13 protein-coding genes are annotated in these 24,546 nt (G+C 68.2%); 5 read left to right on the top strand and 8 right to left on the bottom strand.

Annotated features, from left to right (window positions below; translation table 11 throughout):
- Together E8A74_RS42930 and E8A74_RS42925 are read right to left on the bottom strand one after the other, a co-directional pair.
- Positions 1 to 4,285 (bottom strand): SpvB/TcaC N-terminal domain-containing protein (locus E8A74_RS42930; protein WP_136934936.1); only part of this gene is annotated, 4,285 nt, incomplete at its 3' end.
- Between the two features lie 655 nt (positions 4,286 to 4,940).
- Positions 4,941 to 6,326, bottom strand: coding sequence for a hypothetical protein (locus E8A74_RS42925; protein WP_136934935.1), 1,386 nt, complete (start codon positions 6,324 to 6,326; stop codon positions 4,941 to 4,943).
- Between the two features lie 355 nt (positions 6,327 to 6,681).
- On the opposite strand from E8A74_RS42925, the gene E8A74_RS53375 reads away from it, so the two are divergent.
- Positions 6,682 to 6,858 (top strand): hypothetical protein, encoded by a 177-nt coding sequence (locus tag E8A74_RS53375; protein WP_170229809.1) that lies wholly within the window; start codon positions 6,682 to 6,684, stop codon positions 6,856 to 6,858.
- A 25-nt stretch (positions 6,859 to 6,883) separates the two neighbouring features.
- Here the strand turns inward: E8A74_RS53375 and E8A74_RS42920 are convergent, their stop codons facing one another.
- The 3 genes from E8A74_RS42920 to E8A74_RS42910 all read right to left on the bottom strand — a co-directional run bounded on the left by E8A74_RS42920 (position 6,884) and on the right by E8A74_RS42910 (position 10,522).
- A complete protein-coding gene (locus E8A74_RS42920) occupies positions 6,884 to 7,954 on the bottom strand; it encodes a tyrosine/phenylalanine carboxypeptidase domain-containing protein (RefSeq protein WP_232379999.1) in 1,071 nt (356 codons plus the stop codon).
- 32 nt (positions 7,955 to 7,986) lie between these two features.
- On the bottom strand, positions 7,987 to 9,312 hold the full coding sequence (locus tag E8A74_RS42915) for a PhoH family protein (RefSeq protein ID WP_136934934.1): 1,326 nt from the start codon (positions 9,310 to 9,312) through the stop codon (positions 7,987 to 7,989).
- A gap of 226 nt (positions 9,313 to 9,538) precedes the next feature.
- The gene (locus E8A74_RS42910; protein ID WP_136971887.1) at positions 9,539 to 10,522 is read right to left on the bottom strand and encodes a M29 family metallopeptidase; all 984 of its coding nucleotides are present in this window, start codon (positions 10,520 to 10,522) and stop codon (positions 9,539 to 9,541) included.
- Between E8A74_RS42910 and E8A74_RS42905 the strand changes: the two genes are divergently transcribed.
- On the top strand, positions 10,458 to 11,108 hold the full coding sequence (locus E8A74_RS42905; protein ID WP_136934932.1) for a hypothetical protein: 651 nt from the start codon (positions 10,458 to 10,460) through the stop codon (positions 11,106 to 11,108). The genes E8A74_RS42910 and E8A74_RS42905 overlap by 65 nt on opposite strands.
- A gap of 110 nt (positions 11,109 to 11,218) precedes the next feature.
- On the opposite strand, the gene E8A74_RS42900 is transcribed toward E8A74_RS42905, so the two are convergent.
- Positions 11,219 to 12,580, bottom strand: a complete 1,362-nt coding sequence (locus tag E8A74_RS42900; protein ID WP_136934931.1) for a sigma-54-dependent transcriptional regulator — start codon at positions 12,578 to 12,580, stop codon at positions 11,219 to 11,221.
- A 137-nt stretch (positions 12,581 to 12,717) separates the two neighbouring features.
- Here E8A74_RS42900 and E8A74_RS42895 point away from each other — a divergent pair, with 137 nt between their 5' ends.
- Positions 12,718 to 14,370, top strand: coding sequence for an aminotransferase class I/II-fold pyridoxal phosphate-dependent enzyme (locus tag E8A74_RS42895; protein ID WP_232379998.1), 1,653 nt, complete (start codon positions 12,718 to 12,720; stop codon positions 14,368 to 14,370).
- Between the two features lie 265 nt (positions 14,371 to 14,635).
- Positions 14,636 to 15,478, top strand: a complete 843-nt coding sequence (locus E8A74_RS42890; RefSeq protein ID WP_136934930.1) for a hypothetical protein — start codon at positions 14,636 to 14,638, stop codon at positions 15,476 to 15,478.
- 93 nt (positions 15,479 to 15,571) lie between these two features.
- On the opposite strand, the gene E8A74_RS42885 is transcribed toward E8A74_RS42890, so the two are convergent.
- Entirely contained in the window at positions 15,572 to 18,253 is a 2,682-nt protein-coding gene (locus E8A74_RS42885; RefSeq protein ID WP_136934929.1) for a hypothetical protein, read from the bottom strand.
- A gap of 293 nt (positions 18,254 to 18,546) precedes the next feature.
- On the opposite strand from E8A74_RS42885, the gene E8A74_RS42880 reads away from it, so the two are divergent.
- On the top strand, positions 18,547 to 19,617 hold the full coding sequence (locus E8A74_RS42880; protein WP_232379997.1) for a class I SAM-dependent methyltransferase: 1,071 nt from the start codon (positions 18,547 to 18,549) through the stop codon (positions 19,615 to 19,617).
- Between the two features lie 144 nt (positions 19,618 to 19,761).
- On the opposite strand, the gene E8A74_RS42875 is transcribed toward E8A74_RS42880, so the two are convergent.
- Positions 19,762 to 24,528 (bottom strand): MopE-related protein, encoded by a 4,767-nt coding sequence (locus tag E8A74_RS42875; protein ID WP_170229808.1) that lies wholly within the window; start codon positions 24,526 to 24,528, stop codon positions 19,762 to 19,764.
- Between the last annotated feature and the right edge of the window lie 18 nt (positions 24,529 to 24,546).

Raw genomic sequence — 24,546 nt, 5'->3', positions numbered from 1 at the left:
CCGGCGTCTCCGCATGCTCCTCGGTCAACTCCGCCGCCCGCTGCTCCTGCGCGGAAGGCGTCGGCGTCGCGCTCGGCTGCCTCGCGGCATACCAGGGATTGCCCGCCTCCAGCACCGTATCGTTCCCATCCCAGCTCGCTTGCTGCCAGGGCGTGAACGTCACACGCGAATGCGTCCCGTTCGGCAGGTCCGTTCGGATGAGCCGGCCGAGCGGGTCGTAACGCAGGATCGCCGTCACGCCCCATTCGACCAGCTCCTGTTCGTCCTCGTATTCGTGGGTGGCCGTGAAGAACGGCTCGTACTGCTTGACGGGATTGCCCTTGTTGTCAATGACCACGCGCCCCGTGCCCACCCAGCGCGCTGAGGCAGTGGCCAACACTACCGCGCCGTCCTCGTCCTTGACAAGCCCCCCGTTCTCGTCCCGCACCGGCGCCGGACCGGGCTCGGCCTGCACCTTCTTCAGGATCTCACGCCCGAGCCCATCGAGATACGTGTAGCTGTGCTGCCACGGCGTGAACGCATCCCCATGCCGCTCGCGCGCGGCCGCATGCACGACGTTGGGTTTGCCCGTCGTGCGCCATGCGTCAAGGTCGTATGCGAATGTCGTGGTTGGATCCTCCAGCGTGTCCCCGTCGTTCGAGCCGACCTTGCCCATCACGGCCGTCGCCACGACCATGCCGAGCTCGTCGAGCTTCACGGCGCTGCGATTGCCGTTCGGATCGGTGACGAGCGTGGGCCCGAGGACACGGTAATCGTTTGTCGCGGTGACGGTATTGCCGAGCGGATCCTCGGCAGACGTCACGAGCAAGTCGTGGGTGTCGTACGTGACGGTTGTGGAATTGCCGAGCGGATCCAGGATCTCGACCGGCAAGTAGAACTTGTCCGGCTCGAACACCTGACGGCCGGTTCGCACCCAAGAATCGTCGTTCTCCTCGATGTACCCGCAATCGGTGAGCATGGTCGAGGTCACGCGCGTACCGTAGGCCGCGGTCAAAAGCCCAGGGGTGAAGGCAAGCGCGTATGTCTCGTAGGGCAGCGAGAGCGCGTCGATCGTGCCGAAAGGCAGCGCCGCGGGGGAAGACCCGGACAGCGTCGTGCTGTTGTAATAAATTTGTCGAACCTGCTCCACCAGACGCTTTTGCATCGTGGTGCCGTTGGGTGTCGCCTCATAGGAGATCGCAACAGCGGCATTCACAGCGCTGAGCACGTCGCCGAACGAAAACAGCGTGCTCCGTGCCGTGGAAAGCCCCGTGAGCTCGTACGTCCGCGTTTCCTTGGGCACCCCGAGGCGATACCAGGTCGCCTGCCCATCCTCGTGGATCACGTCGCTTTCGGTAAGCGTTGCCAGGAGCCCTTGCTCGGGCATCTCGGTGGGGATCACCCGCCGCGCATATGCAATCGATGCCGACCGCTTCACGTGCCCGAACGGATCCACCTCGAGCGCCACCGTATGCACGACGCGCGGGTCATCGGGATCGCGCTCGTAGTGCACCTCCACGCTCTCGCGCACCCACGCGTGGAAAGACCCGAACGCCTTCGCCGTCGCCGGCTGCACGCGCCGGATCTCCGCGCAGGTCTCCGTCACCACATACGGATGCGACTTCGCTTCGGTCCCGTCGAGCGCATAGACCTCCGTGCGGAGGATTTGCCCCTTGAGCGCCCGGCACGCCTCGCGGAGATCCCTCGGCGATAACCCCGCCTCCAGCACAGCGTCCGACAATTCCGGCCTCTGCCCATCCCCCGCGTAATACTCCTTCTCGAACTGCTTGGCGATCCGACTCCTATCGAGGAACGCGCCCGTGTGGAACCACGTCTTCGTGAGCACCGGCGGGAGATGGAACTCCTCCTCCGTCGGCGGAGCCTCCGCGAAGAGCCCCTTCCCGCGCTCGGCCGAAAAGGACTCCGCGTCGAATTGCTCGACGAGGCCAAACCCCCGGAACTCGCGCTCCGCCCCGTCGTAGTACCCGTGATGATACTTGTACGTACTAACGAACCGCGCCTTGCTGATCGCGTCGAACGTCTCCACGCGCGTGAGCACGTGCACGGGAAACGACAGCCGCGTCACCCACGGCTTTCCAGCTTTCAGGTCCTCCAGGTAAAACTTCGTCGAGGGCGCATACTCGAGCTTCGTCTCGGCCCCGAGGTTGTTCTTGACCGACGTGAGCAGATATGGCTTCTTGCTGCCCAAAAGATCGATATACCGCATCGGCGGCTTCGCCACGCCTCGCCACGGCGACGACCACACGAGGCACGCCGTCCCAGACCCGAGCAGATCGACCACGCCCACCGTGGACATGGAATCGGCCGTCGGAAACCCGGGCATTCGCACCGGCTCACTCCAGCCGTTTCCCGCCTGGTTGAACACGATGATCGCACCTTCGCCCGCCACGTACACGATGTCCGTGGTCCCCGTCCCATCGATGTCGCCCAGGCGAATCCGGCGCGGGTCGAACCTATGCGAGTCATCCAAGAAGGGCGCCTTGATCATCTGCACCTTGGCGCCGAACCTCCCCCGCCCGAGATTGGGCCAGTAGCAAATGCTCCCATTGCGGACACGCACAATATCGGGCAGCCCATCGCCGCTCATGTCCGCCACGAAAATTGCCTGCGTCATGTCCGCGAACACGAGCGTCGGGCTCTTGTCCTCGTCGTAGATCTTCGGCAGAACCCGCGGCGGCCCCCAGCCGCCCTTGCCGAGCGAGGGATACCAGAGCTGCACGTGATCCGTCGTGACCAGGATGTCGTCGAGCCCATCCCCCGAAAGGTCGATGAATCGAACCCGCGGATCGTTCCAGTTGACATTCGGCTGCGAAGGAAACGGTACGAAGGGCCCCCAACCGCCCTCCGGCGTACGCTCGTGATAGCCGGACGTACCTTCCGGCGTGAGCTCCACGAGGCATTGACGGCCTTCACTCCCGACATCGAGGAGCTGCGCTCCGCCGCCCGACGCCATGGTCGGCCGGCTCGCGAGCAGGCGCGCGGGCGCGAGGTGCCCGTCGCCGAGGTTTCGTTTGTAGTAGAACGCTCCCTGCTGCTCGCATAACACGCCGGGAATACCCTCGCCGTCAAGGTCCACCCAGCGCGCGGACTGCCCATCCACGCCGCCGGGCAGATCATCGAGGCTGCGGGGATCGAGCGATTGGACGGCCGTCTGGAGCGCGGGCAGCGAATAACCGAGTTCGAGCGGCGGCAGCGACTTCTTGGAGTAGCCGCTCTCCGTCTTGATGTAACCCGACTGCGTGACCGACACGAGCCGGGCGAGAGCGGGCCCCTCGGCATACGTGAAATCGGTGGATCGCACGAGCACGGGCTCCTCGCCGAGCTCGGGGAAGTGGTGGAACATCAGCGCCCGCCGACAGAGGCGGTACGTGCGAATGTCGAACGTCGATCGGTAGCTCGAAAACGGATCTTGCCGGCAAGACCAGGTCGTCTCCTCCGCAGGCGTCGGCGCCGTGGCGCCGTGCTCGCCGTAATCGAACACGACCTCGAAAAGGAACGCCTCCGCCTCGAAGGGCACCGTATTCCCGTATCGGATCCTTTTCAGATAGCGGTTGACGACCGGCGCCTCCCCCGAGCGCCGTTGCCTCTCGTAGATGGCATTCGGCACATTCGTGAGATCCTCGGCCTTGTAGTCGTACACGATGACGTTCCCGAGCGCGTCCTCCGTGCGTTCGAGCAGCCACGAGAAGACCTTCGTCGACGCCCACGGGCTCACGATTCGAGCCGCCGCAGTCCGGCCGTAGATGCTCGTCACGTTGTCCTTGGTCGTGGCTCTCCAGAAAACGTTTCCGGTCGCCTTCTCCTTGACACGCTCGATCCGCGCGAAGAGACCTTCGACCCGGGGACGGTATCGCTCGACGCGCTCGTCCTCGTTTTCGAACGTGTCGCGCCCCCATTCGCCTTGTTCGTTCTTGTCGAGCTTCGGCACGAGATCTTCCGCGCCCGACAGGATGAACACGTCGGATTCACGAGCGTCCTCGTACTCGGGCAAGCCACGCTCCGTCTTGCGCGAGATCGAGGGCACGGAGAGCCGAAAACCCACACCAAAGGGCCCGTTCCCGCCGCCGGAATCATAGGCCACCGAGAGCTCGGGCCCGAATCCTCCGCGGCCCGGGGATACTGCAATCGGGACCGTGAGGGATCCCGTGCCGCTCACCAAGCTCGCCGCGAATTTTTCCCCGAGCCCTCGAACCGCGCCGCCTCCCTTCGGAAGCGACGGATTCGGGGCCTTGACCGCCTCGGGCGCGGTCGTCTTGGGCTTGGGTGCAAAGCCTTGCTGCTCCATGGCGTGCCCTCACTCCTTCCAATCGCGGGAAGCGGCCGTTGGGCTTCATGGTAAGCACATGCCATCCAGGCGCCTTCGCGTGAAACTGGCGCCCTTTGAACAGCATGGAACCACGCGCCCACATTCGTGGACGTTATCCCTCGTCTGCTCGATTGTGATTCGCAGAAAAGTGCCCCTCCGTCCACTGAAATGACCCAGGACGGAGTCGTTCTGGAGGATATGGGGGGGGACGTGGTCCTCTTGTCGCCGTTCCTCTGGACTCCGATCACGGGCTCGCCGACTCCGATGTCGAAGACCCACCACTCCGATCACGGGCTCGCCGCCCCCGATGTCGAAGACCCGGCACTCCGATCACGGACGCGCCGACTCCGATCTCGAAGACCCACCACTCCGATCACGGACTCGCCGACTCCGATCTCGAAGAGGGTAGACTCCGATCACGGACGCGCCGACTCCGATGTCAAAGAGGGGGGACTCCGATCACGGGCTCGCCGACTCCGATCTCGAAGGGGGTGGACTTCGATCTCGGGCTCGCCGACTCCGATCTCGAAGGCCCAGCACTCCGATCACGGGCTCGCCGACTCCGATCTCGAAGGGGGTGGACTTCGATCTCGGGCAGCCTGGGAACACGGACCACGCGCCTTTCAAACGATGCTCAGGGCGCGAGCGCGACCACGAACGTCTCGAAGTAACCCGACGCCACGGTCGGCCCCTGCCCGAAGTCCACGACGCCGATCGCCGACCCCGCGACGTACACGCGCCCCTGCCCGTCCACCGCGACCCGCTGCCCCGATTGCAGCGACATGTCGCCGAAGCGCCGCACGAAGACCGGATTCCTCTCCGCGTCGAGCGCTGCCACGAACACGTCCCCCTGGTACTCGTCCTCGTGCGACGCGACGCTCGCCTCGCCGAACGACATGCGCCCGATCATCTCCCCCGTGAGGACCACGCCCCCGCCGGCCGTCACCGCGATTCCTTGCCCACGATCGAAGCCTTCGCCCCCGTAGAGGACGCTCCGCCGGTGATTCGAGGCCGCGTCGAGCTCCAGCAGATACGTATTGGAATCGGATTCGTTCTCCACGGGCAAGACTCCCCCGCCGAAATCGACGTTGCCATCGGCCTCCCCCGTCCAAACGAGCCCTCCGTCGGCCATGAACGCGACGCCTTTCACCCGAGGGCCGAACGTCCCGACGCCCACCCTCCGGGCCCATCTGGCTTTTCCATCCAAATCGTACGTCGCCACGAACCCATCATACCCGGCCATCACGAGTTCCATGTCGAGGCCTACGTCGAGCGCGGATGAAGAAGAATTCCCCACCACGGCGATGGCATCGCCCTGCACCGCGATGTCTTCCACGTTCACGAGTCCGTCACCGCCCCGGAGGATCTGCACCCACGAGGGCGTGCCCTTCGCATCGAGCCGGATCACGAATGCGCCGACGGAGTACTCCTGCGGATTCCCGATGCCGAGATCCGTCGCACCGAGCAACCTCCCCGCGACGATCGCGCCGCCGTCCGGCATCGCGGCGATCGCCGTCGCCTGCTGCGATCCCCCGCCGCCGAACGCCTGCGCCCAGACCACCTTCCCCGCCGGATCGAGCTTCGCCACGAAGGCGTCGTCGCTCCCGTCGTACGGGAGCGTGATGCCGTCGAGCTCAAACGAAAAGTTGAACGACCCCGCGAGGAACGCCGAGCCGTCCGGCAAGACGGCGACGTCGTTCGACATCTCCGCGAATGCGTCACCAAACGAGCGGCTGTAGACGTGCTGGCCTTCCCCGTCGTACCGCGCGACATACGCTTGATAGTTGTTCCCCGGGGCCGGCAACATGCCCCCACCGAGATTCACCTCCCCGTAATGGCGCCCCGTCACGATCACGCCACCCGATTCGACCCCGGCGAGCCCCACCGGCTCGATGTTGCTCCCGCGCCCGAACCGGTGCGCCCATAACGTGGTCCCGGACGGGGTCTCCGCGACCTCGCTGCCACAACCCACGAAAAACGCCGAAAGTCCCATGAGCCCGAGCAAACGAAGGATGGACACGCGTCACCTCATTTCACGAAAAGGATAAGCCCTTCCGCGACGCTAGCAGATCCGGTATGCCCGGGTCACGCGCGGCCCGCGTTGAAAGACTGCGAAAGGTGCCACCCGCGGAGGATGTCGTGTTGCCAAGCTTGTGCCAATCCGCGCCACCAACGAGCCATTCGACGGGCAAGAGGGGCCCGTTCTGCGGATCGCGCCGAATATCAAAGTCGTCGAGACGGGGCCGCCGGATTCGTGGCTTCCTGACGGGGAAGGGGGTCCGTTCGAGATCGACGTCACGGACGACTGCGGGACGCCGAAGGCCGAAGGCTACAAATCGACGTTCCTCCCAGCCACCTGCACACTCCGAGGTAGAATGCAGATCTCCGAAAGCTGCCAAGAGATTGATGGTCAATCCTTTTGCACGTATGTCGATCGAGCTTTCGAGTTGAGCTTCGCCTCGGTGCCGGCGACGGGGACCGTGACGCTCTCGTGCTCGGGCGAATGCGGCTTCCAGGGAACGGCACCTGCCGAGGCCGTCAAGCAGCCCTGACCCCACGTCACCCGGGAGGCCCGCGTCACGCCCCCGCGCGGGATACGAATGGCCGGAGCACGGACGCCGCGTCCACCGACACACGCCCTGCGCCGAGCACCTCGTCGAGCGCCGGATCCCCCACGAGCGCCGCCTCCACGCGGAGCAGCGCCGGCAAATACACGACCTCGCGCCCGAGCCCACCCGCGCGATACACCCGCGCCGTGATCCGAAGCGCGTCCGGCAAACTCGCCCCGTGCGAGAGCAGGAGCCGCGCCGTCTCCACGAAATCGGCGCCCGCTTCGAGCTTGCGGGCCGCCACGTGCCGGAACGCGAGCTCATACCGCCGCCCGCCCACGAGCGCACCCGCGCGCCGTTCGAGCAAGAGCGCGCGCCCCTCCTGATCATCCGCGCCGTTTTGCGTCCCGATCACGAAGATCCCGAGCGACATCTCCGCCGCCCGGCACCGCGGCATGACGTGCCCCTCGATCTCGTGGAGCACCGTCCGCTCCACGTCGGCCCGCGTCATGGGCCGCCCCGCCGCGACCTGCACGACCCCCTCGCCCGTCGCCGCGAGCGACGACAAATCCCGCACCACGACCACCCGAAACGGCAGCCGCCGCGCCCCGATCTCCGCGCGCATCCGCACGAGCAGCGATCCTTCCGCCGCCTCGTCGTCGCTGCGAATCGGCGCCTCCTCCTCGGACGCGCGCGGCGGCGGCTCCGAAAGCCATCGCCGCGCGAGGTCGTCCGCCGCGTCGTCATGAGAATCGCGCCGGCCAAACCTTTTCCGCGCCGCGGCCCAGAGCCCCTTCGTCCCGACGGCCGAGCAGACCAAGGCCTCCGCCGCGATCTCCCGGGCCCGCCCCGCGTACACCAAGCCGAGCGGCCCCTCGTTCTCCAGGAACGCCGCGAGCTCCCCGAGCGCGCGCACGAGGACCTCGTGATCGGGCGCCGGATCGTACGAGAACCGCGGCAGCTCGTGATCACCCCGCGCCCACGCGCGGCCGAGCCGGTCGAGCTCCGCCCGCAGGTTCGTCGGCGTCGTGCACAGGATCATGCGCACGCGCGAGGCCGCCTGCACGAGCGCGCTCCCCGCGTCCGAGATCCAAGGCAACGAAGGAGGGGTAGGCGCGCGCGACACAGCCCCTACAGCAGGTTCGCCGCGAGCTCCGCGAGCTCGCTGCGCTCGCCCTTCGCCAGCACGACATGCCCGGCGATCTGCTCTTGCTTGAACCTGTCCGCCACCACGCTGAGCCCGTTCGACGCGTGATCCACGTAGGGGTTGTCGATCTGGTGCGGATCCCCCGTCAGGATGATCTTCGTCCCCTCGCCCGCGCGCGTGATGATCGTCTTCACCTCGTGCGGCGTGAGGTTCTGCGCCTCGTCCACGATGAGGTATTGATGCGGCAAGCTCCGGCCGCGGATGTACGTGAGCGGCTCGACCTGCACGATCCCGCTCTCCAGGAGCTGCACGAACCCGCGCCCGTCCACATTCTTGCCGCGCGAGGCGCCGCTCGTGAACAGGAACTCGAGGTTGTCGAAGATCGGCTGCATCCAGGGGTTCAGCTTCTCGTCGACGTCGCCCGGCAAGAACCCGAGGTCCCGGCCGAGCGGCATCACCGGGCGGCTCACGAGCATCCGCGAGTAAACCCCGTCCTCCACCGTCCGCTTGAGCCCCGCCGCCAGCGCCAGGAGCGTCTTGCCCGTGCCCGCCTTGCCGATCAGCGTCACCAGCCGGATCGTGTCGTCGAGCAAGAGATCCAGCGCATACGCCTGCTCCTTGTTGCGCGGCCGCACGCCCATCACCCCGTCGCGCGGCGTGCGTAGCGCCACGACCTGCCCCTTCGACGCGTCGTACCGCCCGAGCGCCGTGTGCGTCGCGCTCGCCTCGTCGCGCAGGAGCACACCCACGTTCGGGTAGAGCGCCGAGGGGTGGGGGGCCGCGACGAACCCGTTCTGGAAAAACAGGTCCACGTCGGTCCCCGGCACCTCGACCTCGAGCACCGACAGCTCGTTCTCCGTATCGGGCGCGCTCTGGCTCTCGTACGTCTCCGATGTCACCCCCAGCGCGTCCGCTCGGATGCGCAGGTTCGTGTCCATCGTGACGAAGATCGTCGGCTTGCCCTTGTCCTTGTCGCGGACGTCGATCGCCACCTGCAGGATCGCGAGGTCCTGCGACTTCGAATCGAGCCCCACGAGCGCATTCGGCCGCCGCTCCGGGATCGCGATGCGGAGCGAGCCCCCGCGCTCGAGCGGCACGCCCACGGAGAGCGCGCCCGCAGCGCTACGCAGGCCGTCGAGCAGCCGCGCGATCGTGCGCGCGTTGCGACCCCGCTCGCTGCCTTCCCGCTTGAACTGATCGATCTCCTCGATCGCGTAGATCGGGATGATCAGGTCGTTGTCCTCGAACTTGAAGATCGCGTGTGGATCGTGGAGGAGGACGTTGGCGTCGAGGACGTAGTTTTTCCTCATGGCTGAGCTTCTTCGGCCCGTTGCAACTGGGGTTTGGGGCGTAGATCGGCTCGTCCGAGCGCAGCCCCAATCGTTGTTGAGGTCTGGGGCGTAGCTCGGCTCGTCCGAGCGCAGCCCCAATCGTTGTTGAGGTCTGGGGCGTAGATCGGCTTGTCCGAGCGCAGCCCCAATCGTTGTCAGGAATGACGGCCAAGCGGCGTAGCCCCCGTCGGGGAAGTGCGCAAGGCTATACCAATCGCACGTACCGCCCGTGGCGAATGAGCGGCTCGCCGTCCAGGTCGACGTCCGTGTCGGCCGCCGCGAACGAGAGCTGACCGTGCGACGTCCAGAGCGCGCCCGTCCGCGCCGCGAAGTTCTCCCCGAGCGCGAGGTGCACGCCCGGCATGTTCTCGTCGTGGATGAGCTCGCCGAGCGGCGCCGCGATCCCGATGTTCGCCCCCAAAGAGAGCAGCCCCACCCGATCGTGGCCCATCGCTTCGCCGATGAACTTCTCGATGTACGCTTTCACCGCGGCGTCCCGGCATTCCACACGTTGCACCCGCCCGCCGTCGAAGGTGAGCCGGATCGGCCGGCTCGACAGCGAGCCGAGCCGCGAGCCGTAGCCGCCGCCCATCGACGCGTCGACCACATAGGTGCCCGTCACCTGCGCAGGCGACGTCACGAGCGCGCCGTACGGCACGTTGAGCCACTGGCCCGAGCGGATCGTGCTTCCGTTCGCGAACCAGCGCAGGTTCGGCGCCATCTCCACTTCGAGCGACGTCCCCACCTGCGAGCGCACCTGGATCCTCGAATGCGGCTTCACCGCGTCGCGCAGCGCCCCGATGAGGTCGAAGACCCGCGTCGAGCTCGCCAGCATGCTGTTCACGAACGCGCGCCGGCTCGTCCCCACGATGTGCACGTGCCGCGCGCGGTTCGCCGTGGCCATCGTGACGAACGAATGCCGCGCGTCGTACTCCCCCTCCTCGTACGTCGCGGCAAACAACGTCACGTCCGCGCCCGGCAGCGCCGCGAGCACCTCCTGCGGACAACGCCCCCACGGACGCGGCGCCACCGCCTCCGCGTCGATCCGGTCCACGCGGGCCCGCCGCTCCAGCGCCACCTGCTCGAACGCGCGCGCCACGGCCTCGTTCTGCCGGTCGTGCACGATGAGCAGCCGCTCGTTCATCTCCAGCGCGACGAGCTCGTCGAGCACCCGCGCCGCCGGCGTCACGAGCCCCGGATCCACCGCCGGCCGCGCCGAGAGGAGCGAGGGCCCGCGGGGCGCCCCCGGCGGCCGCGACGTCGAGTGCGCCAGCGACGAGGGCGGCGGCGACGTGGGCGGCGGCGGGATCGTCGAGATCGCCCGCGGCGGCACCTGGGGCGACGACGCCGGGAGCGGCGTGCGGCGCGGCTGCGTCGACGGGGCCCACGAGCGGGGCGCGGTCGAGGGCGGCGGTGGCGTCGACGCGCGGGAAAACCCCACGGGCGAAGGCGGCAGCGGCGTCGATCGCCCGTGCCCCGACGCCGGCATCGGCGGCGGCACGGAGGCCGGGCCCGCCGGACGTGCGGCCGGCGGAGGCGGCGTCGGCGTCGGCCCGCGCTGCGGGGGCGGCGAGAAAAACCGCTTGCCGCTCGCCGTCGACGCGGGTTTGTCGTCCGGGTTCGTCGCCGGGGCCGTGGGCTCCCGCGCGGCCTTGGGCTCGCCGTTCGGAGGAAGCTCGGAAAACGCTCGCCGCGACGACCCGCGCCCCGGCGAAGGAGGCGTCGGTCCCGTTGCGCCGGGCGGACCCTTCATGGTCGTCACCCTCGAAAGTTAACCAATTTTTCGCGACGTGTCAGGGCCTGTGTCGGTCCGCTGACGCTTTCAATGCCATGGCACAAAACCGCCGCTCCAACGCGTAGCCAGGTTCACGCCCGCGCGCGGGGATCACAGATCGATCCGGTAATCTTTGATCTTGTAGAGCAGCGCGCGGTGGCTGATCTCGAGCACCTCGGCGGCGCGCGTGCGGTTGCCTTTCGTCTTCTGCAGCGCGCGGCGGATCAGGATCTCCTCGATGACGCGCGCGGTCTTCTTGATCGAGAGCTCCCCGCTCGTCAGGTGGAGCTGGATCGGATCCCGCGCCTCGCGGATGCGCTCGGGCAGGTCGTCGGCCTCGATGCTGTCCTTCTCGGCGAGCACCATGGCCCGCTCGATGGTGTTTTCGAGCTCGCGCACGTTGCCTGGCCAGGCGTACTCGAGGAGCAGGCGCCGCGCCTCGGGCGAGAGCGCGCGGATGTTCGTCCCGAAGCGCGCGTTGTTGCGGTTCATGAAATGCTCGACGAGCAGCGGCACGTCCTCGCGCCGCTCCCGGAGCGGCGGGATCCCGATCGGCAGGACGTTGATCCGATAAAAGAGATCCTCCCGGAACCGGCCGGCCTGCGTCTCGGCGTGCAGGTCGCGGTGCGTCGCGGCGATGATCCGCACGTCGACCTTGATGTCCTTCGAGTCGCCGAGCTTCCGGATCGTCTCCTCCTGCAGCACGCGGAGCAGCTTCACCTGGAGCGAGAGCGGCAGCTCGCCGATCTCGTCGAGCAGGAGCGTGCCGTGGTTCGCCTGTTCGAAGAGCCCCACGCGGTCGGTGGTCGCGTCCGTGAAGGCGCCGCGCCGGTAACCGAAGAGCTCACTCTCGAGCAGGCTCTCGGGGATCGCCCCGCAGTTCACCGCGACGAACGGCCCGCCGCGCCGCGAGCTGCGCCGGTGCAGGGCCCGCGCCACGAGCTCCTTGCCCACGCCGCTCTCGCCCATCACGAGCACCGTGGTCTTGTAGTCGGCGATCTTGGAGATCGTCTTGAAGATCGCCTGCATGCTCCCGCTCTTCGCGAGGATCTCCTCGAACGTGCTCTCGCGCAGGATCTCCTGCTTGAGCGCGCGGTTTTCCCGGCGCAGCGCCTCCCGCTCCTCGGCCTTGCGCAGCGTGAGCAAGAGCTCCTCGGCCTTGAACGGCTTCTGGATGTAGTCGTACGCGCCGGCCTTCATCGCCTCGAGGGCGAGGTCGACGTTGCCGTACGCGCTCATCACGATGACCGTCGCCGGATCACCCTTCGCCTTCAACGTCGCGAGCAGATCGAGCCCGCCGAGCCGGGGCATCCGCACGTCCGTGAGGATGAAGTCCGGGCCAAAAGATTCGAGGAGCGCGAGCGCCTCCTCGACCCCAGGCGCCACCTCCACCTCGTAGCCGTCGCGCTTCAAAAAGGAGCGAACGACGACCCGCAAGTTCTCTTCATCGTCGACGACCAGGACTCGACGCATGGATCCTCGCAAACTTTTCTACACGGATCGAAGCTACCCTGCAACGCTTGCACTGGGGGCACGATTGACAGGGGCTTCCACGAGCCGTATCCCCCGGGTCGCACGTAAGCCATCGTTTGGGGGCCGAGGATCCTTTCATGAGCGTGATCGATCGACTGGGAAAGAAGCTCTCGTCCTCCAGCGCCGTGATGCGCCTCATCAGCAACGACCGCGTGATGCAGGTGGCGACGGGCCTCATGGACGCGCGAGGCCGGCTCGAAGCGGCCGCCGAGCGCGCCTCCGAGGCCTGGAGCATCCTCCTCAACGGCCACGCGCTGCCCACGATCGACCCGGCCCTCGACGGCGGCGACGACGTCGTCGCCGCAGCCGCGAAGAGCCCCGCGCCCGCACCGAAGGCCGCCGCCGCGACGAACGGCGCCGCCGCGCATGCCGTGACGAACGGCGCCGCGACGAACGGCGCCGCCGCGCACGCCGCGACGAACGGCGAAGCCGCGAGCCCCGAGGCGCCGAAGCCGGCGGGCCCCGGGAGCGCGGCGGAGGAAAAACTCGCCCAGCAGATGGCGTCGCGCACGTCGCTCTCGCGCATCGGCGGCCGGGACGTCTTCGAGAAGTGTTACAAGTTCATGACCGCGGACAACGCCCGCGCCATGGGCGTCTACCCGTTCTTCCGCCCGCTCGACTTCAACAACGGGCCGGAAGCGCAGCTCGAAGGCCGCAACGTCATCATGCTCGGCTCGAACAACTACCTCGGGCTGACCACGCACCCGAAGGTCCGCGAAGCCGCGAAGCAGGCGATCGACAAGTACGGCACGAGCATGACCGGCTCGCGCCTGGTGAACGGCTCGATGCGCCTGCACAACGAGCTCGAAGAGAAGCTCGCGGCCTACCACGGCAAGGAAGCCGGGCTCGTGTTCACCACGGGCTACCAGGTCAACATCGCCACGATCAGCTCGCTCCTCGCCAACAAGAAGAGCGTCGCCGTCATCGACAAGGACGACCACGCCTCCATCTACGACGGCGTCCGCCTCGGCCAGGCCGCCGGCGCGCGCATGGTGCGCTACCGGCACAACGACCCCGAGGCGCTCGACCAGGCCCTCTCCGAGCTCGACACGAGCGAAGGCGCGCTCGTCATCACGGACGGCGTCTTCAGCGCGCAGGGCGAAATCGCGAACCTGCCGGGCATCGTCTCGGTCGTGAAGAAGCACAAGGCGCGGCTCCTCGTCGACGACGCGCACGCGCTCGGCGTGATCGGGCCCGGCGGCCGCGGCACGGCCGCCCATTTCGGCGTCGCGGACCAGGTCGACCTCATCGGCGGGACGTTCTCGAAATCACTCGCCTCGATCGGCGGCTGGCTCGTCGGCGAACGCAAGGTGCTCGATTACATTCAGCACTTTGCTTATAGTTTCCTCTTCGCCGCGAGCGCCGCGCCTCCGAGCGTGGCCGCCGCGATGGCCGCGCTCGAGGTGATGCAGGCGGAGCCCGAGCGGCAGGACAAGCTGCGCGAGAACTTCACGTACATGCGGAACGAGCTGCGCCGCCTCGGCTTCGAGCTCGGCAAGACCGAGACGGCCGTGATCCCGATTTACATCCGCGACGACCTGCGCACCGTGATGATGTGGAAGACGCTGCTCGACGAGCACTCGATCTACGTGAACCCATTCATCACGCCCGGCGTCCCCCCGAAGCAGCAAGTCCTGCGCACGAGCTACATGGCGACGCACGAGCGCCATCACCTCGATCGCGCCCTCGAAGCCTTTGAAAAAGTAGGGAAGAAGTTCGGTATTTTGTAGAGGGGGTGCCCTCGTTGGGGCTCCCCCTACGTCCCTCACTCCGCTTTGCTCCGTTCGGGACTACCCCGGCATTGGGCCGCTGTCTCGGGTGAGACGTGAACGCTCACGCACCACGACGCGTGGCCTACGGTTCACAGAAGGAAGCGCGTCCGGCAGCCCCAAGCAACGTAAGACGGTGGCACGGTGCGTGTTACGCACCCCCGTGGTACGAATAAGCAGGCGCCCGCGCGCTCGTTGCGGCGCGTCCGGTCGCTGGAGGGTTGTCATGTTCTTGCGTCCATCCTTCGCCAAGCTCCTCGCCCCGAGCGCCTTCTTCCTCCTCCTCGCCGTGAGCGGCACCGGCTGCGGCGGTTGCTCCGACGCCGACGCCACCGTCGTGTGCGACGCGCGCGGGGAAAACTGCATGATCTGCGACGGCTACGGCTGTCAGCCCGCCGAGCCGGGCATAGGCCAGGGCGGCGGCGGCGGCCAAGGCGGCCAGGGCGGCCAGGGCGGCGGCGAGCCCGGGTGTGACCCGAACGTGACCACCTGCGCCTGCGACGCCGACAGCGATTGCCCCTCCGGCACGCTCTGCCTGGACGGCCTTTGCCTCGTCGGCTGCAACCACAGCTACGAATGCGGCCCCGGCAAGGTCTGCGCGAACGGCCAGTGCGAGGTCGGCTGCGACGACAAGAGCCCGTGCGAAACCGGATACATCTGCGACAAGGGCATCTGCGTCGCCGACCCCGTGACCGCCTGCGGCCCGCAGAAACCCTGCCCGAGCGGAGAGGCCTGCATCGACGGCATCTGCGAGCCCGGCTGCACGACGCACGCGGATTGCCCGGCCGGCGAAATCTGCGACAGCACGGCCGGCGGCTGCATCCCCGATCCCTCCCCCATCCCCGGCTGCGGCCCCGGCAAGGAGCCCTGCCCCGGCGCGGCCCAGTGCGGCGCGGACGGCTACTGCCATTACCCCTGCGCCAACCTCAACGCCTGCAAGCTCATCGACAACCGCTTCGTCGCCTGTGATCAGGGCCTCTGCAAGACGAACGAAGAGGTCAACCCCGAGTGCGACCTCAATACCCCCTGCCCGGCCGGCAAGGATTGTATCTCGAACGAATGCCTCTGACCGTCGATGGACGGAGAGGCCCCCAAACGACGCGGGGAGCGCGCCGGCTTTCGCCGACCGCTCCCCGCGTTCTTTTCGTAAGCTCAGGTCGAGCTAACGACGCTTCCTGCGCATCACGAGCCCCCCGAGGGCCACGAGCGCGACGAGCGCCGCAGGGCTGCTCTCGCCGCCGCGACCGGCCGCGCAAATCAAGCCGTGGCCCGTGAGGACGGTGCCCTCCGACGATGGCACGTCGTCGGCCGCGTCATTCGGATCCCTCTCGTCCGGATCCACGACGCCGTCCTTGTCCGTGTCCTCGTCGCCGTCGCTCACGCCGCCGCCGTCCGTGTCCGCGTTCATCGGATCCGTCGTCGTCGCGCCGCCGTCGCCGTCGGGCGTGCAATGGCCGGCGCCTGCATTCGTCCCCGCCGCCGAGCAATCCTTGCCGAGCTCCGTCCCGTCGAAGAGGCCGTCCCCGTCGCTGTCCGGATCCAGGGCATTGATGAGCCCATCCCCGTCGGTATCGAGGCCGGCGCTCGGCTCCTCGCCGTCGAGCACGCCGTCGTCGTCGCTGTCGCCGTCGTTCGGATCGGTCCCGAGCGTCGCCTCGTCGTCGTCCGTCAGGCCGTCGTCGTCGTCGTCGGGATCGCCGTCGTCGTCGCCGCCGTGGCCCTTCGTCGGATCGGTCTCGCCGGCGTCGACCACGCCGTCCTTGTCCGTGTCCTCGTCGCCGTCGGAGAGCCCGCCGTCGTCGGTATCGGCATCCACGGGGGACGTCTTCGTCGCGCCCATGTCGCCGTCGGGCACGCAGTTGTTCGCCGCGGGGTCCGTCGCCGCGTTCGAACAATCCTTGCCCACCTCCGTGCCGTCCGAGAGCCCGTCGCCGTCGCTGTCCGGATCGAGCACGTTCTTGAGCCCGTCGCCGTCCGTGTCGTTCGCCGGGTTCGGCTCCTCGCCGTCGGGCACGCCGTCCTCGTCGCTGTCGGCGTCGTTCGGGTTGCTGCCGAGGGTCCCTTCGAGCGTGTCGCTCAGCCCGTCGCCGTCCGTGTCCGTGTTCGCCCCATCGTCCCCGCCCTGACCCGTCGCCGGGTCGGTCTCGCCCGGATCGACCATCCCGTCGAGATCCGCGTCCTCCGAGCCGTCGCTCACGCCGCCGCCGTCTGTGTCCGCGTCGATCGGCGACGTCTTCGTCGCGCCCATGTCGCCGTCGGGCACGCAGTTGCCGGCCGCGGGGTTCGTCCCTGCGTTCGAGCAATCCTTGCCGGCCTCCGTGCCGTCGGCGAGGCCGTCGTCGTCGCTGTCCGGATCCAGCGGGTTGAGGAGCCCGTCGCCGTCCGCATCGAGCGTCGGGTTCGGCTCCTCGCCGTCGGGCAGGCCGTCGTCGTCCGTGTCGGCGTCGTTCGGATCGGTCCCGAGGCCTGCCTCGAACCCGTCGCTCAGGCCGTCGCCGTCCGTATCCGTGTTCGCCCCATCGTCTGCGCCGTTGCCGCTCGTCGGGTTCGTCTCGCCGGCGTCGATCACGCCGTCGCGATCTTGGTCCTCTGCGCCGTCGGACACGCCGCCGTCGTCCGTGTCGGCGTCGACCGGGTTCGTCTTCGTCGCGCCCATGTCGCCGTCGGGCACGCAATGGCCCGCCGCAGGATCGACCCCCGGCGCATCGCATGCATTGCCGACCTCGGTCCCGTCGAAGAGCCCGTCGTTGTCGCTGTCCGGATCGAGCGCATTGAGGAGCCCGTCGCCGTCCGAGTCCACGAAGGCGGCCGGCTCCTCGCCGTCGGAGATGCCGTCGTCGTCCGTGTCGGCGTCGTTCGGATCGGTGCCGAGCGCGACTTCCTGGCCGTCGGGCAGGCCGTCGCCGTCCGTGTCGGGGCAGCCGTTGTCGATGATGCCGTCGCAATCGTTGTCGAGGCTGTCGCCGCAGGCCTCCGTCCCCGGTTCGCCCGGGAACGCGTTGCAGACCGGCTCGTTCTCCGCGTTGCAGAGGAAGATGCCTGTCGAGAGGCATTCGCCCACGCCCGCGGAGCACGCCTCGCCGGCGCCCATGCAATTTTGCGGAATGCAGCCCCCGGCGCCGCAGCTCACCGGATCACTGAGCAGGTCGGGCAGGTTCGCCGGGCCCGTCAAGTCCTGCGAGAGGGTCGTGCCGTTCGCGGCCGTGCCACAGGCGAAACGCAGCGGCTGATCGAGGCTCACGCCCGCGGCGATGAGCGCGCCCCGCTCGACGGCCCAATCGATGAAGAAATCCTCGGTCGGCGTCATCGGCGCGAGCGGGAAGTTCGAGCCCGCCGACACCTCGCGCGCGTACCCGAAGCCCTCCGCGCCCGTCACCAGCGGGCCGAGATACGTCTGGAGCAACATCTCCGGCGGATCGCCCGGATCGTTCGACGTCTGCTGCGTCGTATTGGCCCAGAGCCGCACCTCGTCCGGGTTCGAGACGCCGTTGACGAGCGTGCTGTACTCGTAATCGCTCGGATCGTCGTCCGTATCGATCACGCACCCCCAGCCGAACGACGAAAAGTTCGTCGCATTTTGCAGCACCGACTCGTCGATCCGCATCCGGAAGTAATAATGGGTCCCGTCGCTGTACACGTAGGCGAGCGGGAACTGCTCATTGCCGACGATGTCGCGCGGGCCGGCGGTATCGCCTTCGGGATCGCCGAGCGGCGCCGTCAAACCCGTCATCGGATCCGTGCGCTCGAGCGCGACCCACGATGCATCGGGCGGGAACGTCTGCGCGCGCGCCGTCACGGGCACGGAGAGCCCCAGGAAGCCCACGACGAGAGCGATACCGCTCACGATCCGTTTGTGCCCCAATGTACCTCTCGATTTCATGTGTTCTCCCTCGGACGGGGGTTCGTGGCTATCGTCAGGGACACATATCACAACCCCTTCACCGAACGAGAACGTGAAATGCGCCGGCTTCTTGCGCATGCACTGCTTACTTACCACCTCAAAATGAGGACAAGACACCGCAATCGAGGGCAACGGTCCTCACCCGCACCGCGAAAACACGCGCCTCGACGTAAAGTTATCGTGGGACTTTTTCTCCGTCCCGGGCATGATGCGGCTCCCCCGCGGAGGTGAAGGTGGTGCTGCACAAACGCTTCGGTCACGACAAAACCGGCCTGGAAACACGCTTTGACGCCCAACGGATCGCCTTCGCGCCGATCGTGTTCCAGGCCACGCGCCTCTTGCGGTCGACGGGTTTGCTCGAAGCCGTCGAGGGCCGCGGCGCCGAGGGGATGACGGCGGCCGAGGCAGCGACGGAGACGGGCCTTTCGAGTTATGCCGCGACGGTCCTGCTCGAATGCGGGCTCTCGGCGGATCTCGTGGCCTATGACAACGGAAAATTCGTCATCACCACGCTCGGCGCCTTCATCCGCCGCGACGAGATGACGGCGGTGAACATGGAGTTCATCCACGAGGTCTGTTACCTCGGCATGCACAAGCTGGAGGACGCGCTGAAGCTCGGCGAGCCTGCGGGGCTGCGCGTCTTCGGCGAATGGAAGACGGTCTACGAGGCGCTCGCGCACCTGCCCGAGAACGCCAAAAGCGCCTGGCTACGCTTCGACCATTTCTACTCGGACGCGGCCTTCCCCGCGGCGAGCCGGATCGTACTCGAACGGCAGCCGAAGACCATGCTCGACATCGGCTGCAATACCGGCAAATGGGCGTCGCTTTGCCTCGCGCGGTCGCCCGAGCTCTGCGCCTCGCTCGTCGACCTGCCGAACCAGCTCGAAATGGCCATGCAGAACCTGCGCGAAAAAGGCCTCGGCGACCGCGCCGTGCCTTGCCCCGTGGACGTGCTCGATCCCCACGCCGAGCTGCCCTCCGGCTTCGACGCCGTCTGGATGAGCCAGTTCCTCGTATGTTTCTCGGAGGACGAGGTGAGGACCATCCTGCGCCGCGCCGGCCGCGCGTTGCGCCCCGGGGGGCGGCTCTGGATCCTCGATACGTTCTGGGACACGCAGCGCTTCGACGCAGCCGCCTATTGCCTGATCAACACGTCGCCCTATTTCACGGCGATCGCAAACGGCAACAGCCGGATGTACCGCGCGGAGGACATCCTCGCGCTCGCCCGCGAGGAGGGGCTCGCACTCCAGACGACACACGAGCGGCTGGGTATTTACCACTCGCTCCTGGAGCTCGCTCCGGGCTGAAGCGGCTCGCCGATCTTGCCCCCGGCTGCTCGATGAACTGCGCACCGCGCAGTTCATCGAACTTGGGTCCAGCCCCTGGCTGGTCCGGGGTGGAGGGGGCGGAGAGCCCCCTCCTGGGGCCTGGGGCAACGCCCCAGCTCGGCTCTACGCGCGCCGCTTCCGACGCACGACGAGCGCGCCGAGTGCCATGAGGGCGAGGGCCACGCCGCGCGGCGTGCCTTCGGTTGGCCCGGTGGTGCAGGCGCAGCCGCCGCCGGCCAGACGGATGTCGTCTTCCGACACGCATTCACCCGGCGCGGTGTTCGTCGACGTGCACACCTCGCCGGTGGGACAAGTGTTGCCGCCTTCGCCGCGGCAGCCTTCCGTGCAGGAGCCCTCGACGCAGATCTGACCGCTGTTCGGGCCGCCGCACTCGTCGTCCGTCGCGCAGGGCTTCGGCTCCACGATGTCGTCCGACGGATCGAGCGGATTCGTCTCGCCCGCGTCCACCACGCCGTCCTTGTCCTTGTCTTCCAGACCGTCGCTCACGCCGCCGTCGTCCGTGTCGGCATCGAGCGGGTCGGTCTTCGTCGCGCCCTTGTCGCCGTCGGGGATGCAGCTCCCGGCCATCGGGTTCGTCCCTGGGCCTGAGCAATCGAAGCCGAGCTCCGTCCCGTCGAAGAGCCCGTCGTTGTCGCTGTCCGGGTCGAGCCCGTTGATGAGCCCGTCGCCGTCCGTGTCGGCTCCGACGTCGTGCTCCGCGCCGTCGGACGCGCCGTCGTCGTCCGAGTCGGCGTCGAACGGGTCCGTGCCGATCTGCATCTCCTCTGCGTTCGTCAGCCCGTCGCCGTCCGCGTCGAGCTTCGTCGCGTCGTCGCTCCCGTCGTTTGGATCGATCTCGCCGGGATCGACCACGCCGTTGCCGTTCGTGTCCTCGTCGCCGTCGGACACGCCGCCGTGGTCCGTGTCCGGATCGAGCGGCGACGTCGTCGTCGCGCCCATGTCGGCGTCTGCGATGCAGGTCCCTGCGGCTGCGTCCGTGGCCGGCGAGCTGCAATCCTTGCCCATCTCGGTCCCGTCGAAGAGCCCGTCGTCGTCGCTGTCCGGGTCGAGCGCGTTGATCGTCCCGTCGCTGTCCGTGTCGACGGTCGGGTTTGGCTCCTGCCCGTCGATCACGCCGTCGTCGTCGCTGTCTGCGTCGAACGGATCGGTGCCGATGAAGTCTTCGAGCTCGTCCGAGAGCCCATCGCCGTCCGTGTCCAGCACGCCCACGTCGTCGGCGCCGTTGCCGGCCGTCGGGTTCGTCTCGCCGGGATCGATCTTGCCGTTGAGGTTAACGTCCTCCGACCCGTCGCTCACGGTCCCGTCGTCCGTGTCCCAGTCGAGCGGATCCGTCGTCGTGAGCCCCGCGTCCGCGTCGGCCACGCAGTGATTGACGGCGATGTTCGTCGCGGGGTCCGTGCAATCGAGGCCGAGCTCGGTCCCGTCGAAGAGCCCGTCGTTGTCGCTGTCCGGATCGAGCGCGTTGATGAGCCCGTCGCCGTCCGTGTCCTCATCGAGGCTCGGCTCGTCGCCGTCGCGCACGCCGTCGTCGTCCGTGTCGGCGTCGTTCGGATCGGTCCCGAGCACCTCCTCGTCGGCGTCGAAGATCCCGTCGCCGTCGGTGTCCGGCGGATCGTCGGCGCCGTGGCCCGCGGTCGGGTCGGTCTCGCCGGGATCGATCACGCCGTCCTTGTCCTTGTCCTCGGCCCCGTCGCTCGCGCCGCCGTCGTCCGTGTCCCAGTCGAGTGGGTCGGTCTTCGTCGCGCCGTTGTCGCCGTCGGGGATGCAGTGCCCTGCGGACGCGTCGGTGTCCGGGTTGTTGCAGCCCTTGCCCATCTCCAGCCCGTCCGGCAGCCCGTCGTTGTCGCTGTCCGGATCGAGCGCGTTGATGAGCCCGTCGCCGTCCGTGTCCTCGCCGAGGTCTGGCTCCTCCCCGTCGGAGACGCCGTCGTCGTCCGAGTCGGCGTCGAACGGATCGGTCCCGAGCATCAGCTCCACCTTGTCGAGCAGCCCGTCGCCGTCGCTGTCGAGTGGATCGTCCTCGCCGTTGCCCTTCGTCGGGTTCGTCTCGCCCGGATCGATCGCGCCGTCCTTGTTCTTGTCCTCGTCGCCGTCGCTCACGCCGCCGTCGTCGCTGTCCGGATCGACCATCGACGTGCGCGTCGCGCCCATGTCGGCGTCGGCGCGGCAGGCGTTCGCTGCGGGGTTCGTCGACGGGTGCGAGCAACCGTTGCCGACCTCGGTCCCGTCGAAGAGCCCGTCGCCGTCGCTGTCCGAATCACGGACGTTGATCTTGCCGTCGCCGTCCGTGTCGTCGGACGGGTTCGACTCGTCGCCGTCGAGCACGCCGTCGTCGTCGCTGTCGGCGTCGTTCGGGTTCGAGCCGAGGAACGCTTCGAGCTGGTTCGTCAGGCCGTCGCCGTCGTTGTCCAGGTTCGAGGGCTGGTTGTCGTCCGGCGAGTTGCCCGCCGTCGGATCCGTCTCGTTGATGTCGATCCGGCCGTTCAGGTTGCGATCCTCGGCCCCGTCCCTCACGCCGCCGCCGTCGGTGTCCCGATGGACCGGCGAGGTCGTCAGGGACCCGCCGTCCGCGTCGGCCCGGCAGTTCTGCGCGGCCGGGTTCGTCGCGGGGTGCGAGCAGTTCTTCCCCGACTCCGTGCCGTCGAAGAGCGCGTCGTCGTCGCTGTCCGGATCGAGCGGGTTCACGAGCCCGTCGCCGTCCGTGTCGTCGGAGGGGTTTGGCTCGTCGCCGTCGAGCAGGCCGTCGTCGTCGCTGTCGGCGTCGTTCGGGTTCGTGCCGATCGTCTCTTCGAGACCGTCGCTCAGCCCGTCGCCGTCCGTGTCCGTGTTCGCCCCATCGTCTGCGCCGTGGCTCGCCGTGGGGTCGGTCTCGTTCGGGTCGACGACGCCGTCGAGGTCCACGTCCTCCGACCCGTCCATCACCCCGCCGTTGTCCGAATCCGGGTCGAGCGGGTTCGTCGTCGTGAGCCCGGCGTCCCCGTCGGGCCTGCAATGGCCGGCGGCCAGGTCCGTGCCGGGCCCGCTGCAATCGTTGCCGATCTCGGTGCCGTCGAAGAGCCCGTCGTTGTCGCTGTCGGCGTCGAGCCCGTTGATGAGCCCGTCGCCGTCCGTATCGTCGCCGACGCTCGGCTCCTCGCCGTCGGACACGCCGTCGTCGTCGGTGTCGCCGTCCGTCGGGTCGGTCCCGATCTGCTGCTCGATCGCGTCGATCAGCCCGTCGCCGTCCGTGTCGGGGCAGCCGTTGTCGAGCGCGCCGTCGCAATCCTCGTCGATCGCATTGCCGCAGACCTCGTCGGTCGGCGTCCCGGCGACGGCGTTGCACTCCGTGCCGCCCTGCGGGGTGCACACGATCGAGCCCTCGACCGCGCAGGCGCCGACGCCCATGACGCACAGATTGCCGAGGCCGAGCCCCTCGTCCACCTCGCCATCACAATCGTCGTCCGTGGAGTTGCACAGCTCGGGCTGCTCGCCCGGCAGCACCCCCGGCACGCAGGCCACGCCGCCCGGCGAGCAGGCCGTGATCCCCACGGCGCAGACGCCCTCGAAGCCGGTCACGCAAGCCTCCCCGCCGCCCGGATCCCCGTCGTCGGCGAAGCCGTTGCAATCGTCGTCGAGCCCGTTGCACGTCTCGTCTTGGGGCGTGCCCGGCGTCGCGTTGCAGGTCGCGCCGCCCTGCCCGTCGCAGACCCGGACGCCCGAGGCCGCGCAGACGCCCATCCCCACGGAGCAGCTCTGCCCGAGCCCGAAGCCTTCGTCCGTCTGGCCGTCGCAATCGTCGTCGAGCGTGTTGCACGTCTCGGCGTTGGATCCCGGCGTCACGTTCGGCGTGCACTGAACGACGCCGGAGAGGCAATTCTCCGTGCCCGCGCTGCACACGCCCAGAAGGGCCGTCGTGCAGGCGGCGCCGCCTTCGGGGTTTCCGTCGTCGACCACGCCGTCACAGTCGTCGTCGATCGTGTTGCACGTCTCCTCCGAGGGTTCGCCCGGAAACGCGTCGCACACGGCCACGCCCCCCGCGTTGCAGTACCGCGATCCCGTCACCGCACAGCCGCCGATCCCTGCGGAGCAGGGCTCCCCGTATCCGACGCAGGTCTGCGGGACGCAGCCCGATCCGCCGCAGAAGTACGGATCACTGAACAGGAGCGGCAAGCTCGGGGTGTCCGTGAAATCGGACGTCAGCGTGGAGATGCCCACGCTGCTTCCACACGCGAAACGGAGCGGCGTCGCGTCCCCGACGCCCGCGGCCTGGAGCAGCGATTTCTCGACGGCCCAGTCGACGAAGTAATCGGTATCGGCCGACCCGATCGGAAACACCGCGACCCCCGTCGCGACCTGCCGCGCGTATCCGTAGCCCGGCTGCCCGACCTGCAGCGGGCCGAGGTAGGACTTCACCAGCACCTCGGGCGTGTCGGACGGCGAGTTCACCGTTTGCTGGGTCGTGTTCGCATAAAAGCGCACGGTGTCCGGCGACGAGATGCCTTCGACGATCGCGAGGAACTCGTAGTTCGCGTCGCTCCCGTTGGCGTCGATCAGACACCCGAAGCTCGACCCGGCATCGAACGTCGTCGCCGAGATGAGGGCCGACGTGTTGATGCGCAGGCGGAAGTAGACGTGCGTCCCGTCGGCGTGCACGTACGCCACGGGGTTCGCCGCGTTCCCCACGATGTCGCGCGGGTTGCTCGCGTCCCCGGAGACGTCGCCGAGCGGCACGTGCGTGCCCGAGCCGGCGTCGAGGCGCGTGAGCGGCGCCCACGTCGCGTTCGGGGGGAAGGTTTGCGCGGTCGCGGCCGCGGAGAGCGTGGTGGCAGCGAGCCCGAACAGCAGCGCGATGCTGCGCCCCCGGCGCCTGCGAGAGTCAAACGTTCGCATGAGGTCCTCGTACAGTTC

It is taken from the genome of Polyangium fumosum, from assembly GCF_005144585.1.
GTDB lineage: Bacteria > Myxococcota_A > Polyangia > Polyangiales > Polyangiaceae > Polyangium > Polyangium fumosum.
The sequence above is the reverse complement of the archived record's forward strand: the minus strand, read 5'-3'. Positions and strand labels throughout refer to the sequence as shown.